Here is a 13,690-nt window from a genome sequence, read left to right as displayed (position 1 = left end):
GCTAACAGATTGCATAAGGCAAAATTTTAACATGTCTAACGCCCATAAAGGTGGCATTGATTACACAATGTCAGGGGTGCAGTTTGCAATCATTGCCAACCACGACTAAACTATCGTGCGCTGTAAAAAATGGGTCGTACGCTATGTTCTTCGCAATAATGCGATGATGGTGTACGTACTTTCGAACTCAAGACTCCTTAAGGTAGGTGAGTGCTTAATGCCTTCTGTAAAAGTACGTGATAACGAGCCGTTTGACGTCGCCCTGCGTCGCTTCAAGCGTTCTTGCGAAAAAGCTGGTGTTCTTTCTGAAGTACGCCGTCGCGAGCACTATGAGAAGCCGACTGCTGAGCGTAAACGCAAAGCGGCAGCTGCCGTAAAACGCCACGCCAAGAAAGTTCAGCGTGAGCAAAAGCGTTTCGAACGGCTCTATTGATCCGTACCCGAGAGAGCCAGAGCGGTTAGCTGGTTGTCTCAAGAGGGATGCCAAGCGGCCGCCACTAGGTGGCCGTTTGTTTTTTCAGTTTTCTACGCTGTTTAAGGTGATTGGGCAGTCCGCCAGATGACGTTAAGCAAGCGTTTAGCGCACATGCGCGAGGGTGCCGTTGTAAATGGCAGGCCAGATTCCCCAGCGTTTTATTGACGATTTGCTTAGCCGCGTTGACGTGGTGGAAGTGGTTGGTGAGCGTGTGCAGCTTAAAAAGGCTGGCCGGAACTACTCGGGTCTTTGCCCTTTTCATCAGGAAAAAACGCCTTCGTTTACGGTAAGTGCTGATAAACAGTTTTATCACTGCTTTGGCTGTGGCGTGCATGGGAATGCACTACGCTTCTTGATGGAATACGACAAATTGCCGTTTCCTGAAGCGGTGGAGCAGTTGGCCGGGCGGCTGGGTCTTGACGTGCCGCGCGAAGGCGCTGACGACCCGCGTGCACATCAGCGAGAAAAAAAGCGCAAAGAGGGCGTTAACCTGCTTGAGCTTGCGGCAAGCTTTTATCGCGAGCGTCTTAAAATGCGCGAAGGGCAAAGCGCCCAGCAATATCTGGAAAACCGGGGGCTTTCTGCTGAGGTGATCAGTGCCTACGGCATAGGCTACGCGCCTGGCGGTTGGGAAGCGCTCAAGCAGCACCTTGGTGAGCGGGAGATATCAGAACCTGTCCAGATTGAGTATGGCCTGTTGATTCATCGTGAAGATACGGGGCGTACTTACGATCGTTTTCGGGATCGGGTGATGTTTCCGATCCGCGATCTACGAGGGCGGACGATTGCATTTGGTGGGCGAGTGATGGGCGACGAGCAGCCCAAATACCTCAATTCACCAGAAACCCCAGTGTTTCATAAAGGGCGCGAGCTTTATGGGCTTTATGAGGCGCGCCAGGCATCCAGCAAGCTTGAACAGCTGGTGATGGTAGAAGGCTATATGGACGTTGTGGCGCTTGCGCAGTACGGCATCCATAACGCGGTGGCTACGCTGGGAACCGCGACGACCGAAGATCACCTAAGCCGTCTGTTTCGTTTGGTCAGCCGAGTGGTGTTCTGCTTTGATGGCGACCGCGCTGGCCGCCAAGCCGCCAGTCGAGCACTGGAAACCGCGCTGCCGTTGATGATTGACGGCCGTGAGGCGCGTTTTCTATTTCTGGCAGAAGGTGATGACCCGGATACGCTGGTGCGTCGTGAAGGCGCCGAAGCGTTTAAGGATCGTGTTACCTGTGCAATGCCGCTGTCGGAGTTTTTGTTTGAGCAGGCGGCTCAGGGCCGTGATTTAAACACGGTGGAGGGGCGCGAGCGATTTGCAAGCCAGGTGCTTGAAGCGTTGAACAAAGTACCTGATGGCATGCTCAAATCGTTACTGCTTGAAGCGCTTGCCAAGCGCAGTGGCTTGGCGCAACAGCAGTTGCAGGCGCTGTTGGATAAGCGCACAGCGGCACCCAAGGGGCAAGCGTATTGGGAGGCGGCTGAACCTGTTGTCGAAGATAGCGCGGAGCAGACGAGTACTGTAAAGGCGGGCTCTACTGGAGCTACGTCACGTGCACGTAACCGGGTGCTTACGCCCGTTGGGCGCATCGTGCAGCTTCTGCTGCACGAGCCGAGCGTAGTGTCAGCCTTGCCGGATAATCTGGAGTGGCTGCCTGATGATGCGGATACGCCGCTCTGTCGCGATTTGATCGTGCTCTTGCAGGCCGGACGCTATCGTAGTCCGCAGGTCGTGCTGGCGCATTTTCAGGGTACGCCACAGGGCGCGGTGCTGGCAGAGTTTGCCGCGCGGGAGTTATTGATCCCCAAGGCAGCACGAGAAGCAGAGTTAAGGGGGTTGGTTGAGCACTTGCAGCAGAAGCAACGTAAACGCTCGCCCCAGGAAGAGTACGAAGCGTTGTTGGCTCAGGAACGCGCTGGGCAGAAATTGGATAAACAGCAGCGTCAGCGTTTGGCCGGCTTGGTAGTCGAGTTGGCCCAGCGGTTTTGACCGGTGTTCGGAGAGAGGGGGGTTGAATTTTTCCCTCACCAACACCAGATATAGGGTCAGTCACCAAGTGCTGGCCTAACCGAACAACCTAACACACCTGAATGACCGCGCAAATACGTTTCGCTGGAAAAAATACAGCTATTTACGCTATACTGTTCGGCTTGTTGAGTTTAATCGATTCAGCGCTCCAGGTGTTTCATTCTTCTTCGTCGAGATAGGGTTTCTATGGCTGGAAATGCGCAGCAGCAGTCACGTCTGAAGGAGTTGATCGCGCGCGGCAAAGAGCAGGGTTACCTGACGTATGCCGAGGTCAACGACCATCTACCCGAGGATATCGCCGACCCGGATCAAGTGGAAGACATCATTGGCATGATCAACGACATGGGTATCCGTGTCGCTGAAGAAGCGCCTGATGAAGACACTTTGATGATGTCGGATCACTCCACGGACGAGTCCGCTGCGGAAGAGGCCGTTGCGGCACTCGCTGCCGTGGAAAGCGACGTGGGTCGCACCACAGACCCAGTCCGCATGTACATGCGTGAAATGGGCACAGTAGAACTCTTGACTCGTGAAGGCGAAATCGAAATTGCCAAGCGGATCGAAGAGGGTACACGTGAAGTCATGTCGGCACTGGCCTACTTGCCAGGGGCTGTCGCCTCCATTCTGGATGCTTACGACGCTACTCAGGATGAAGAAGCGCCTGGCCGTCTGTCGGATCTTTTCTCAGGGTTTATCGACCCCGATGAAGGTATCCCCGGCGTTGCCGAAGCGGATGTGCCTGAACCTGAGGTAGCCACCGACTTAAGCGACGACGAAGACGGCGACAGCGATGGCGAGGAGGATGACGAAGATTCCAACGCCAGCGAAGGCGGTCCGGACCCTGAAGAGGCGCGGGCGCGTTTTGAGCAAATTCGCGAGCAAAATGCGTTAGCCGGAGCGGCGCTTACCAAGCACGGTCGCGGCAGCGTCGAGCTGAAAGCCGAGCAGGCTCGTCTTGCCGAATTGTTCTCGCCGATCAAACTGGTGCCAAAACACTTTGAACGCCTGGTAGGCCAGGTACGTATTAGTGTTGAGCAAGTGCGTGCCCAGGAAAAAGCGGTCATGCAGCTTTGTGTTAAAAAAGCCAAGGTGCCGCGCAAGACGTTTATCAAATCGTTCCCAGGTAGCGAATCTAACCCCAAGTGGTTGGATGCGTTCCAGGAAGCGCAGCCCAAATACGCTGACCGTCTTGAGCCGTTACGTTCTGATATCGCCCGTTCGCAGCGCAAAATTGCTTTCGAAGAAGACATGGTGCAGCTCACCGTGGCGGATTTGAAAGAGGTGAACCGCAAGCTGTCGATTGGTGAGGCAAAAGCACGCCGCGCCAAGAAAGAGATGGTTGAGGCCAACCTGCGTCTGGTTATCTCGATTGCCAAGAAGTACACCAACCGTGGTCTGCAATTCCTTGATTTGATTCAGGAAGGCAACATCGGTTTGATGAAGGCAGTGGATAAGTTCGAATACCGTCGGGGTTATAAGTTCTCTACTTATGCGACCTGGTGGATTCGTCAGGCGATTACCCGCTCAATTGCCGACCAGGCACGGACGATCCGTATTCCGGTTCACATGATTGAGACGATCAACAAGCTTAACCGCGTGTCGCGCCAGATGCTGCAGGAAATGGGCCGCGAACCGACCCCGGAAGAGCTCGGCGAACGTCTTGAAATGCCGGAAGACAAAGTACGTAAGGTGCTCAAAATTGCCAAAGAGCCGATCTCCATGGAGACGCCGATTGGTGATGATGATGACTCGCACTTGGGCGACTTTATCGAGGACGGCACCATGCTGCTGCCTATCGATATGGCCACCGGCGAAGGCTTGATTGAAGCGACGCGTAACGTACTGGGCGGCCTCACCGCACGTGAAGCCAAGGTACTGCGCATGCGGTTCGGTATTGATATGAATACTGACCACACGCTTGAAGAAGTGGGCAAGCAGTTTGACGTAACCCGTGAACGGATTCGTCAGATTGAGGCCAAGGCGCTGCGCAAGCTTCGCCACCCTAGCCGTTCTGAGCCGCTACGTTCGTTCCTGGACGAGTAAGTCAGTCCAGGTTAGTGCTTAGGCGCTAGTGTCTAGCGTAAAAAAAGCCCGCCGTTTTTTAAACGGCGGGCTTTTTGCTATCTAGTGTCAAGTACTCCACGAATCCTGATGCCGTTGAGCCTTTGTTATAGCGTGTAGTGAGTTGCAGAGCCAGGACCAACAGGCAGACCCAGCAAAAACACCCACACAAAGAACAGTAAGCTCCAGCCGATCAGCATGAATAGCGTATAGGGCAACATTAAGGCGACCAGTGTGCCAATGCCCATATCGTTGCGGTAACGGGTCGCAACCGCCAGTATCAGCCCAAAATAGCTCATCATCGGAGTGATCAGGTTGGTGACAGAATCACCGATCCGGTAGGCCGCCTGAATCACCTCTGGCGCGTAGCCCATCAGCATCAGCATGGGAACGAAAATCGGAGCGGTCACCGCCCACTGAGCCGATGCGCTGCCCAGCGACAGGTTGACGAACGCACACAGTAAAATAAACAGCGCAAACAGGCCCGGGCCACGTAACCCAAGAGACTCCAGCAGATCAGCGCCCGCCACGGCCGTCACGGTACCAAAATTGCTCCAGTTAAACAGCGCCACAAACTGAGCGGCAAAGAAGACCAGCACAATATACAGCCCAAGGCTGCTCATGCTTTTGGCCATGGCATTTACCACATCACGGTCATTGTGCATCGTGCCTGCCAGGCGCCCATAGATGAAGCCCAGTAGCGAGAAGGAGACCGCTACAATGACCACAATGCCGCTCAGGAAGGGCGAGCCGCTGATTAGCCCTGTTTCTGGATTACGCAAGATGCCATTTTCAGGTACCACGGTCATGGCAATTAAGCCAATAAGCACCAGCGTGGCTAACCCCGTACCTTTTAGCGCCCGCTTCTCCTCAGCGGAAAGCCCTTGCATGGACTGCTGGCCAATGTCGCTATCGGCATCAGCGGCATCGTATTTGCCAAGCTTCGGTTCCACGATACGTTCGGTAACCAGGCCGCCGATCAAGGTCACAAAGAAGGTGCTGACAAACATGAAGAACCAGTTTGCTTCAGCGCCTACTACATAAGCCGGGTCCAGTAGGCGAGCGGCCTCTTGAGTAATACCAGAAAGTAACGGGTCGACGGTTCCAATGAGCAGGTTGGCGCTGTAGCCGCCGGAAACACCACAGAAAGCTGCAGCGAGACCCGCCAAAGGGTGGCGCCCAAGCGAATGGAAGATCATGGCGGCCAGAGGAATAAGTACAACGTAGCCAAGTTCGGACGCCATGTTGGACATAATGCCCGCAAACACAATGGCGTAGGTAACGATGCGGGGTGAGCGGTTAAGCACCAACGCTCTCATACTGGCAGAAAGTAGCCCTGAGTGTTCGGCTACGCCAACGCCCAGCATGGCAACCAGCACAGTGCCTAAAGGCGCAAAGCCTGTGAAGTTTGTCACCATCTCGGTGACCAGCCGGCGTAAGCCTTCGGCATTAAGGAGGGAATTAACCGCAATCCATTCGCCCTCGTTAGCGGGGCGTGGGTCGGCAACTGACACGCCTAAGGCACCGGCAATACCGCTGGCTATCACCACAAGGACACATAAAATGGCAAATAGCGTGACCGGATGAGGGAGCAAGTTGCCAAGCCACTCAACGCTATCGAGAAAGCGGGTAAACGCGCCACGCTTTAGGTTTTTTTCATGGTTTTTAGGGGGTGTCATAAGTTTTATGTCGTTAGAGTGGAGGTTTGTAGCAAAAAAAAGCCCATTGGGGCTAAAAGATGACACTACTTTGAAGTGTATAAGGGCGCAAACGGCTTTACGTATAGCGGGATTTAAAAAATGAAATGCCGTAAGCGCAGGAGGGGCTATGGCAAGCGAAAGGCCGGCTCTGGCGTTAAAGTGATGGCGTGTTCGGCAGTACTCGCGACATATTGGCCACCAGATAATCGACCAATTGACGAATCTTGGGGGATAAGTGGCGGTGGCGGGGGTAAACCGCCCAGACAGCCGTATCATGATGCTGAAAGGGCTCCAGTACGGCGATGAGTTCGCCACTTGCAAGGTGAGGTGCTACGTAATAGTCAGGCAGTTGGGCAAGGCCCAGGCCCTTAAGCGCGGCATCCAGCAGGGCGGGACCGGAGTTACCCGTCCAGCAGCTTTCTACGCGTACTTCGCGGCGTTGGCCGTTGCTATCAAACAGCCAATTAGGCCGTGAACCGACCAAACAACGATGTTGGCCAAGTTCCGCCAACGTGTGAGGAGGCGGTGTCTGGCGAAAGTAATCCTGAGAGCCGACAACATATTCACGACGGTCGCACAGGCGCCTGGCGATCAGGGTTGAATCCTTTAATACGCCCATGCGAATGGCGATATCAAAGCCTTCCTCAATGAGTTCAACGGGCCGGTTGGTAAAATGCATGTACACTTCAAGATCAGGATGTAGGCATTGAAATTCATTCACCAGTGGTGCGATATAACGCTCGCCAAAGGTAGTGGCTGAGGTCAGCTTAAGCAGGCCCCGAGGCTTGGCCTGCAGTTCGCTCAGCGCCTGCTCAGCATCTTTCAATCCATCAAACAGATGCTGGCAATGCTCCATATACAGAGCGCCTGCATCCGTTAAGCGTATTTGACGCGTTGTACGGTAGAGAAGCTGAATGCCGAGCTGGTTTTCGAGTTGGCTCACCAAGCGGCTAATATGCGAGGTTGATACTTTTAGATGGTTTGCGGCCGCAGAAAATGTGCCCAGTCTGACTACTTCAATAAAGGCTTCGACACGATCCCAGCGCTGCATGGAGATTCATCCGTTGTAGGTGATTGTTGCTCAGTGGCAATAATATTATGAGTATATCCCGCTTTTTCTAGTACCTCTAACTACCTTACACTGTCGCTATTGGAGCAAGACGTTATCTGTTCAGGCGACTTACTGCGCCACTGTCTTAAGGAGTGACACTATGAAATCACGTGCTGCCGTTGCGTTAGAGGCGGGTAAACCGCTTGAGCTGGTTGAAATTGATGTGGAAGGTCCAAAAGCGGGCGAAGTGTTGGTAAAAATGGCGGCTACTAGCGTTTGTCATACCGATGCTTATACGTTGTCGGGCGCTGACCCGGAAGGACTCTTCCCTTCAGTGCTGGGTCATGAAGGCGCCGGTGTCGTTCAGGAAGTAGGTGAAGGGGTGACCAGCCTCAAGCCAGGCGACCATGTTATTCCGCTATATACCGCTGAGTGCGGCAAGTGCAAATTCTGTCTGTCAGGTAAAACCAACCTGTGCGGCAGCGTGCGTGCCACCCAAGGGAAAGGCGTAATGCCCGACGGCACCTCGCGCTTCTCGCTGGATGGCAAGATGCTGCACCACTACATGGGAACGTCCACGTTCAGCGAATACACCGTACTTCCTGAAGTCTCGTTAGCAGCGGTTTCCAAAGAAGCCCCGATGGATAAAATCTGCTTGCTGGGCTGTGGCGTGACTACCGGTATTGGCGCGGTACTCAACACTGCAAAAGTAGAGCCAGGCGCTACCGTCGCAGTCTTTGGTTTGGGGGCGATTGGTCTGGCGGTAATCCAGGGCGCGGTCATGGCGAAAGCGGGTCGAATTATCGCCATTGACGTTAATGCGGATAAGTTTGAGCTGGCCAAGCAGTTTGGCGCGACTGACTTTGTAAACCCCAAGGATTACAGCGACTCCATTCAGCAGGTTATTGTTGATTTGACCGATGGTGGCGTGGACTATTCGTTTGAGTGTATCGGTAACGTCAATGTGATGCGCTCAGCGCTTGAGTGCTGCCACAAAGGCTGGGGCGAATCGATCGTGATTGGCGTCGCCGGTGCGGGGGAAGAGATTTCCACACGTCCGTTCCAACTGGTGACCGGGCGCGTTTGGAAAGGCTCCGCGTTTGGTGGTGTGAAAGGCCGCAGTGAACTGCCAGGCTACGTTGAGCGTTACATGAACGGTGAAATTAATATTGATGATTTTATTACTCACGATATGCCGTTTGAGAAAATCAACGAAGCGTTTGAACTGCTGCATGCGGGCAAGAGCATCCGCACCGTTCTGCATTACTAGGTCGTTATTAACAGGTCTGTATTGTTAATTTACTGATAAAGCGCGGCAGGCAGCACTGCCGCGCTTCTCTTTTCGCAAGGAGCCTGCCCCATGAGCATGAGTGAAACCCTGGAACTGGTGTCTGCCAATCGCAGTTTTGGTGGCTGGCACAAACGCTACCGCCATTACTCTCGGGCGCTGGATTGCGATATGGAATTTGCGGTGTACTTACCGCCACAAGCCGAAAGCGAGCGTGTACCGCTTTTATGGTGGTTATCCGGGCTTACCTGCAACGATGAAAACTTCATGCAGAAAGCGGGCGCCCAGCGGATAGCGGCAGAGCTGGGGATTGCTATCGTTTGTCCGGATACCAGCCCGCGTGGCACAGACTTACCGGGCGAGCACGATAGTTATGACCTTGGCTCGGGGGCAGGTTTTTATGTCAACGCTACCCAAGCGCCGTGGAAGCCACACTATCGAATGTACGACTATATCGTTGAAGAGTTGCCTTCCGTTGTACGCCAGCACTTCCCGGTAAACGGGCGTGAGTCGATTAGCGGCCACTCGATGGGCGGCCACGGGGCATTAATTTTAGCGTTGCGTCATCCAGGGCGTTTTAGCTCGGTGTCAGCATTCTCGCCGATTGTGAACCCGATGAACTGCCCTTGGGGTCAAAAGGCGTTTACCAGCTATTTGGGTGAGGACCAGTCCACCTGGCGTCAGTACGATGCTTGTGAATTGGTCGCTAATGGCGCCTCGCGTCAACGGCTGTTTATTGACCAGGGCGAGGCGGACCAGTTTTTAGAAGAGCAGCTCAAGCCCGAGCGGCTTGAAGCCGTATGTGACGCGCATGATCATCCGCTGACACTGCGTCGTCAGCCAGGTTACGACCATAGTTACTTCTTTATTGCCTCGTTCATTGAGGAGCATCTACGTTATCATGCGGAACATCTTATGAAATCTTAAGGATAACGATGCTTAAACGTACGCTGAGCCGCTTTCTTCGTCAGCTATGGCGTCTTGTGTGGCGCGGCGTGCTGGTTTTTGTGCTCCTTTCTGTGGCGCTGGTCATTCTGTTTCGTTTTGTGCCCTTGCCAGGCTCCATGATCATGGTGGAGCGCAAAATACAGAGCTGGGTAAACAGCGAACCTATTCGCATTCAGCATCAGTGGCGAAGCTGGGACAATTTATCCAGCAATGCCAAGTTGGCGGTGATTGCTGCTGAAGATCAGCGCTTCCCTCTGCATCGAGGCTTTGACTTTGTTGAGTTGCGACGCGCCTGGGAAGCCAGTCGTGATGGCGGCCGTTTGCGCGGCGCCAGCACGCTGAGTCAGCAAACAGCCAAAAATGTTTTTTTGTGGAGTGGGCGCAGCTGGACGCGCAAAGCGTTAGAGGCCTGGTTCACACTGTTGATTGAAATTTTCTGGAGCAAACAGCGTATTCTTGAGGTGTATCTGAATATCGCTGAATGGGATAGCGGCGTGTTTGGCCTGGAAGCCGCAGCGCAACACTATTTTGGCGCCTCCGGTGGAGCGATGACGGAGCGCCAAGCAAGCCTGCTCGCGGCCATCCTCCCCAGCCCACGCACCCGCAGCGCCTCTCGACCTGACGCCCAAGTGGAAAGGCGTAGCCAATGGGTACGCCAGCAGATGCATAACCTGGGCGGAGTAGGGTACCTGGAACGGCTATAGAAGGCTGGATTAAAGAGCTAAAGCCAGCTTCTTCCCTTGATGCGCTTCTATTTATAAAAAAGTGCACGAATATTATTCAAAATGATAGCGGTATTTTTTGTATAAGTGATTGAATATAAACTGTTTTTATATATTTTTATGTGTGTTGTTATTATCGTAACTTCATTTTGTTACGTTCTCTTACTTAAAAAATTGAACCTGTGCTGAATCCTTGCGTCACATTTACCACATTCATATCGCGTCAATGAGGTTTCTTACTATGCAACGTATAACTGCTCTATTCTCTGCTGCCCTGCTCGCCACTGGCTTAATGGCATCTACTGCCAACGCCCAGCAAGCGCAGGACCCGGCTCAGGATCCCATGGCTACTCAGCAAGCAGCACCCGCCCAGGATTTTTCTGACCAGCAGCTACAGCAGTTCGCCGATGCTTCTCAAGAAATCGCCGTGATCTCGCAAGAGTACACACAGCGTCTGCAGGAAGCAGGAGATGAGTCAGCCCAACAGGAAGTTCGCGCCGAAGCTAACGATCGTATGATCGAAGTAGTTGAAGACAGTGGCTTGGATGTCGATACCTTCAATGCTATCGGTCAGTCTATCCAGCAAGATCCGGAAATGATGCAGCGTGTTCAAGAGATGGCAAGCCAGTCCTAAGCCATCACTAGCTGATACACCAGCAAAGCCCGACACCTTGGTGTCGGGCTTTTTTTGCGTCCAGGGTTTACGGTAGTGATGAACCGAGCCAAACTCGGCTTATCTATTAGACACGTCTTGGGAGATCACATGGACGTAGAACTACTTGAAATACGCCAGTTTATGGGCCAGTTTCCTCCTTTTGATGGTCTCTCGGATGAGCTGCTTGATGCGATTGCCGAGCGCGTTGAGGTCAGCTATTTCAAAACGGGCAGCGATATCCTGGAGTTAAATGACACCGTTAGTGAGCTGTGCTTTATAAGAAGTGGCGCTGTTGAGGTGTATCGCCGCCAGGGCGAGCTTTATAACCGGTTGGGCGAAGGGGATATTTTTGGCCACTTTAGCTTATTGCGAAATCACAAAGTACGCTTTCCGGCTCAGGCGATTGAAGACACACTGATCTATTTTATTCCCAACGATGTCTTTCAGCGCTTATGTGAAGAGGATGATGACTTTGCTGACTTTGTAGAGCTTGAACGGCCCCGGCTTGAAACGGTTGCCGAGCAACAAAAAAAGTCGAACGATATGATGGTCACGCGTATTCGCAAACTGGTGACCCGCTATCCCGTCATGGTGGCATCCACCACCAGCCTTCAACAGGTTGCCCAGCAAATTAACGACGCCCAGGCATCAGCGGCCATTGTGCTCACCCAATGTACCGGCAGCCCGCGCTACAGTTTTCAAGACAGCGAGGGCGCCAAATGGAAAATGGTGGGTATTTTTACCGATAGTGACTTTAGAACCCGGGTCGTGGCAGAGGGGCTTTCACCGCAAACCGCGATTGGCGATGTCGCGTCCTCTCATTTGATTACCATACAGTCGGATGCGTCGATATATGAGGCCATGCTGACCATGCTGCGCAACAATGTTCATCACTTGCCGGTGCTGTATCGGCAGCGGCCTGTTGGCGTGGTGCACCTTTCCGATATTATTCGCTATGAAACGCATAGCGGACTCTACCTGGTCAGCAATGTTTTCAATCAGTCCAGCACACAAGGGCTTGCCAAACTGGCACCCGATGTTCGAGCGTCCTTTGTCCGAATGGTTCAGGAGGGCGCTAACTCGCAAATGGTGGGCAGCGCGCTTTCAACGGTGGGGCGTAGCTTCTTCCGGCGCTTGCTGGAACTGGCCGAAGCTGAGCTGGGGCCACCGCCGGTGCCTTACTGTTTTATGGTTAATGGCTCAATGGCACGCAATGAACAAAGCATTGTGACTGACCAGGATAATGCGCTCATTTTGTCTGATGACTTTATCCCTGAAGAGCATGACGCCTATTTTTATGCGCTGGCCAAGTTTGTTAGCGATGGGCTGGATGCCTGTGGTTACACCTACTGCAAAGGCGATATCATGGCCACCAATCAAGAGTGGCGTCAGCCGCTGGGCGTTTGGAAAAGCTATTTTGAAGATTGGATTTCCAATCCGACGCCTAAAAAGCTGCTGCAGAGTTCGATCTTCTTTGACCTTGATAGCATCTATGGCGAAGAACATTTTGTTGAAACGCTACAGGATCTAATTGCTCGTAGAGCCGCTGAGTCGCCGTTGTTTTTAGCGGCAATGGCGCGTAACGCGTTGAACCGTACGCCGCCGCTTGGCTTCTTCCGTACCTTTGTCATGGAAAAGGATGGCAAGCATAACAATTCAATTAACCTGAAACGCCGTGGCACAGCACCGATGGTTGACCTAATCCGTATCCATGCGCTGGCGTGTGGTTCCAAAGCGCAAAATACGTTTCAGCGACTAAAAGATATAAGCGATACCCAGCTTTTAGCTCCAGGTGTTAGCGATAAGCTGAGCTATGCGTTTGAGTTTTTATGTATGACGCGGTTGCGCCACCAGATGATCGATATTCAGGAAGACCGAGAGCCAGATAACAATATTGAGCCTGAAAATGTAGAGGACAGCGAGCGGCATACGCTGAAAGATGCTTTCCATGTGCTTAGCAATGCTCAGAAATTTTTAAAGTTCCGTTACCCGGTGCCCGCTCAACGGCAGAGGCACTAACATGCTAGGCATTCGCCCGCGTCACCGCATCACCCAGCCCGACTGGATTGACTATATGGCGCAGCGTGAGCGCCAGGCGAAAGACCCTGCTATCCAGCGGTTTTTTGCCACATCACTGCCTTCTGGTGATACCCCCATTGCTGACGTGCCGATGGTTGCACTGGATTTGGAAACCACCGGTTTGGATGAGCGGCGCCATGCTATTGTCAGTATGGGCGTCGTGCCGTTTACACTGGATCGTATCAAGCTCGCGGAGCGCCGTTATTGGGTCGTCAAGCCCACCAGAACGCTGTCTGAATCATCGATAGCTTTCCACCATATTACCCATTCCGAGGTGGCAGATGCCCCGGATTTGGACATGGTGCTGGATGAGCTGTTGGACACGCTTGCGGGCCATTTGGTCGTGGTTCACTTTCGCAATATTGAGCGGCCCTTCCTGGATACGGCGATTAAAGCACGGCGTGGCGAGGGGGTGATGTTCCCGATGATCGATACGATGTCGCTTGAGGCGAGGATACATCGACAAACGTTATGGGCACGTTTTCGCCGCTGGTTGGGACGCCCCCCGGTTTCAATACGTTTAAACGCTAGCCGTGCCCGCTATGGTTTGCCTGCCTACCAGGGGCATCATGCGCTGGTCGATGCATTGGCAACGGCAGAGCTTCTCCAGGCACAAATCGCCACCCATTATCAGCCAGATACGCCTTTAAAAAATATTTGGTGTTAGCACGGTACTAATAAAAAACGG

11 protein-coding genes are annotated in these 13,690 nt (G+C 53.2%); 9 read left to right on the top strand and 2 right to left on the bottom strand.

Annotation, left to right across the window (positions count from 1 at the left end; all coding sequences use genetic code 11):
* Nucleotides 1-217: 217 nt before the first annotated feature.
* From rpsU to rpoD, 3 genes are all read left to right on the top strand, one after another.
* Nucleotides 218-433, top strand: a complete 216-nt coding sequence (gene rpsU / locus ACT3T7_RS14750; RefSeq protein WP_008956349.1) for a 30S ribosomal protein S21 — start codon at nt 218-220, stop codon at nt 431-433.
* A gap of 175 nt (nt 434-608) precedes the next feature.
* Nucleotides 609-2,459: a DNA primase gene (dnaG, locus tag ACT3T7_RS14745; RefSeq protein ID WP_444631435.1), complete on the top strand. Its 1,851-nt coding sequence runs from the start codon at nt 609-611 to the stop codon at nt 2,457-2,459.
* A 225-nt stretch (nt 2,460-2,684) separates the two neighbouring features.
* Complete coding sequence (gene rpoD / locus ACT3T7_RS14740) at nt 2,685-4,541, top strand: RNA polymerase sigma factor RpoD (protein WP_444631434.1); 1,857 nt, start codon at nt 2,685-2,687, stop codon at nt 4,539-4,541.
* Nucleotides 4,542-4,666: 125 nt separating this feature from the next.
* Here rpoD and ACT3T7_RS14735 read toward each other — a convergent pair whose 3' ends face one another.
* Nucleotides 4,667-6,238 (bottom strand): AbgT family transporter, encoded by a 1,572-nt coding sequence (locus tag ACT3T7_RS14735; protein WP_444631433.1) that lies wholly within the window; start codon nt 6,236-6,238, stop codon nt 4,667-4,669.
* Nucleotides 6,239-6,413: 175 nt separating this feature from the next.
* Entirely contained in the window at nt 6,414-7,310 is an 897-nt protein-coding gene (locus ACT3T7_RS14730; protein WP_444631432.1) for a LysR family transcriptional regulator, read from the bottom strand.
* A gap of 160 nt (nt 7,311-7,470) precedes the next feature.
* Here ACT3T7_RS14730 and ACT3T7_RS14725 point away from each other — a divergent pair, with 160 nt between their 5' ends.
* The 6 genes from ACT3T7_RS14725 (at nt 7,471) to ACT3T7_RS14700 (ending at nt 13,669) form a co-directional block, all read left to right on the top strand.
* Nucleotides 7,471-8,580 carry an S-(hydroxymethyl)glutathione dehydrogenase/class III alcohol dehydrogenase gene (locus ACT3T7_RS14725; protein ID WP_193054474.1) on the top strand — a complete coding sequence of 370 codons (1,110 nt, stop codon included), beginning with the start codon at nt 7,471-7,473 and terminating at the stop codon, nt 8,578-8,580.
* A 90-nt stretch (nt 8,581-8,670) separates the two neighbouring features.
* On the top strand, nt 8,671-9,525 hold the full coding sequence (fghA, locus tag ACT3T7_RS14720; protein ID WP_172117522.1) for an S-formylglutathione hydrolase: 855 nt from the start codon (nt 8,671-8,673) through the stop codon (nt 9,523-9,525).
* Between the two features lie 8 nt (nt 9,526-9,533).
* Nucleotides 9,534-10,250, top strand: coding sequence for a monofunctional biosynthetic peptidoglycan transglycosylase (mtgA, locus tag ACT3T7_RS14715; RefSeq protein WP_172117523.1), 717 nt, complete (start codon nt 9,534-9,536; stop codon nt 10,248-10,250).
* A gap of 259 nt (nt 10,251-10,509) precedes the next feature.
* On the top strand, nt 10,510-10,902 hold the full coding sequence (locus ACT3T7_RS14710) for a DUF4168 domain-containing protein (protein WP_087105327.1): 393 nt from the start codon (nt 10,510-10,512) through the stop codon (nt 10,900-10,902).
* Between the two features lie 129 nt (nt 10,903-11,031).
* Nucleotides 11,032-12,942, top strand: coding sequence for a putative nucleotidyltransferase substrate binding domain-containing protein (locus ACT3T7_RS14705; protein WP_444631431.1), 1,911 nt, complete (start codon nt 11,032-11,034; stop codon nt 12,940-12,942).
* A gap of 1 nt (nt 12,943) precedes the next feature.
* Complete coding sequence (locus ACT3T7_RS14700) at nt 12,944-13,669, top strand: 3'-5' exonuclease (RefSeq protein WP_444631430.1); 726 nt, start codon at nt 12,944-12,946, stop codon at nt 13,667-13,669.
* Nucleotides 13,670-13,690 lie beyond the last annotated feature (21 nt).

It is taken from the genome of Halomonas sp. 111, assembly GCF_052379685.1.
GTDB classification, from domain to species: domain Bacteria; phylum Pseudomonadota; class Gammaproteobacteria; order Pseudomonadales; family Halomonadaceae; genus Vreelandella; species Vreelandella citrativorans.
The sequence above is the reverse complement of the archived record's forward strand: the minus strand, read 5'-3'. Positions and strand labels throughout refer to the sequence as shown.

What these genes read in the sequence shown, in the direction of transcription:
- ACT3T7_RS14725 (WP_193054474.1), top strand. Translation starts at nt 7,471, where the DNA reads ATGAAATCACGTGCTGCCGTTGCGTTAGAGGCGGGTAAACCGCTTGAG.
- mtgA (WP_172117523.1), top strand. Translation starts at nt 9,534, where the DNA reads ATGCTTAAACGTACGCTGAGCCGCTTTCTTCGTCAGCTATGGCGTCTT.
- ACT3T7_RS14705 (WP_444631431.1), top strand. Translation starts at nt 11,032, where the DNA reads ATGGACGTAGAACTACTTGAAATACGCCAGTTTATGGGCCAGTTTCCT.
- dnaG (WP_444631435.1), top strand. Translation starts at nt 609, where the DNA reads ATGGCAGGCCAGATTCCCCAGCGTTTTATTGACGATTTGCTTAGCCGC.
- ACT3T7_RS14735 (WP_444631433.1), bottom strand. Translation starts at nt 6,238, where the DNA reads ATGACACCCCCTAAAAACCATGAAAAAAACCTAAAGCGTGGCGCGTTT.
- rpoD (WP_444631434.1), top strand. Translation starts at nt 2,685, where the DNA reads ATGGCTGGAAATGCGCAGCAGCAGTCACGTCTGAAGGAGTTGATCGCG.
- ACT3T7_RS14700 (WP_444631430.1), top strand. Translation starts at nt 12,944, where the DNA reads ATGCTAGGCATTCGCCCGCGTCACCGCATCACCCAGCCCGACTGGATT.
- ACT3T7_RS14730 (WP_444631432.1), bottom strand. Translation starts at nt 7,310, where the DNA reads ATGCAGCGCTGGGATCGTGTCGAAGCCTTTATTGAAGTAGTCAGACTG.
- rpsU (WP_008956349.1), top strand. Translation starts at nt 218, where the DNA reads ATGCCTTCTGTAAAAGTACGTGATAACGAGCCGTTTGACGTCGCCCTG.
- fghA (WP_172117522.1), top strand. Translation starts at nt 8,671, where the DNA reads ATGAGCATGAGTGAAACCCTGGAACTGGTGTCTGCCAATCGCAGTTTT.
- ACT3T7_RS14710 (WP_087105327.1), top strand. Translation starts at nt 10,510, where the DNA reads ATGCAACGTATAACTGCTCTATTCTCTGCTGCCCTGCTCGCCACTGGC.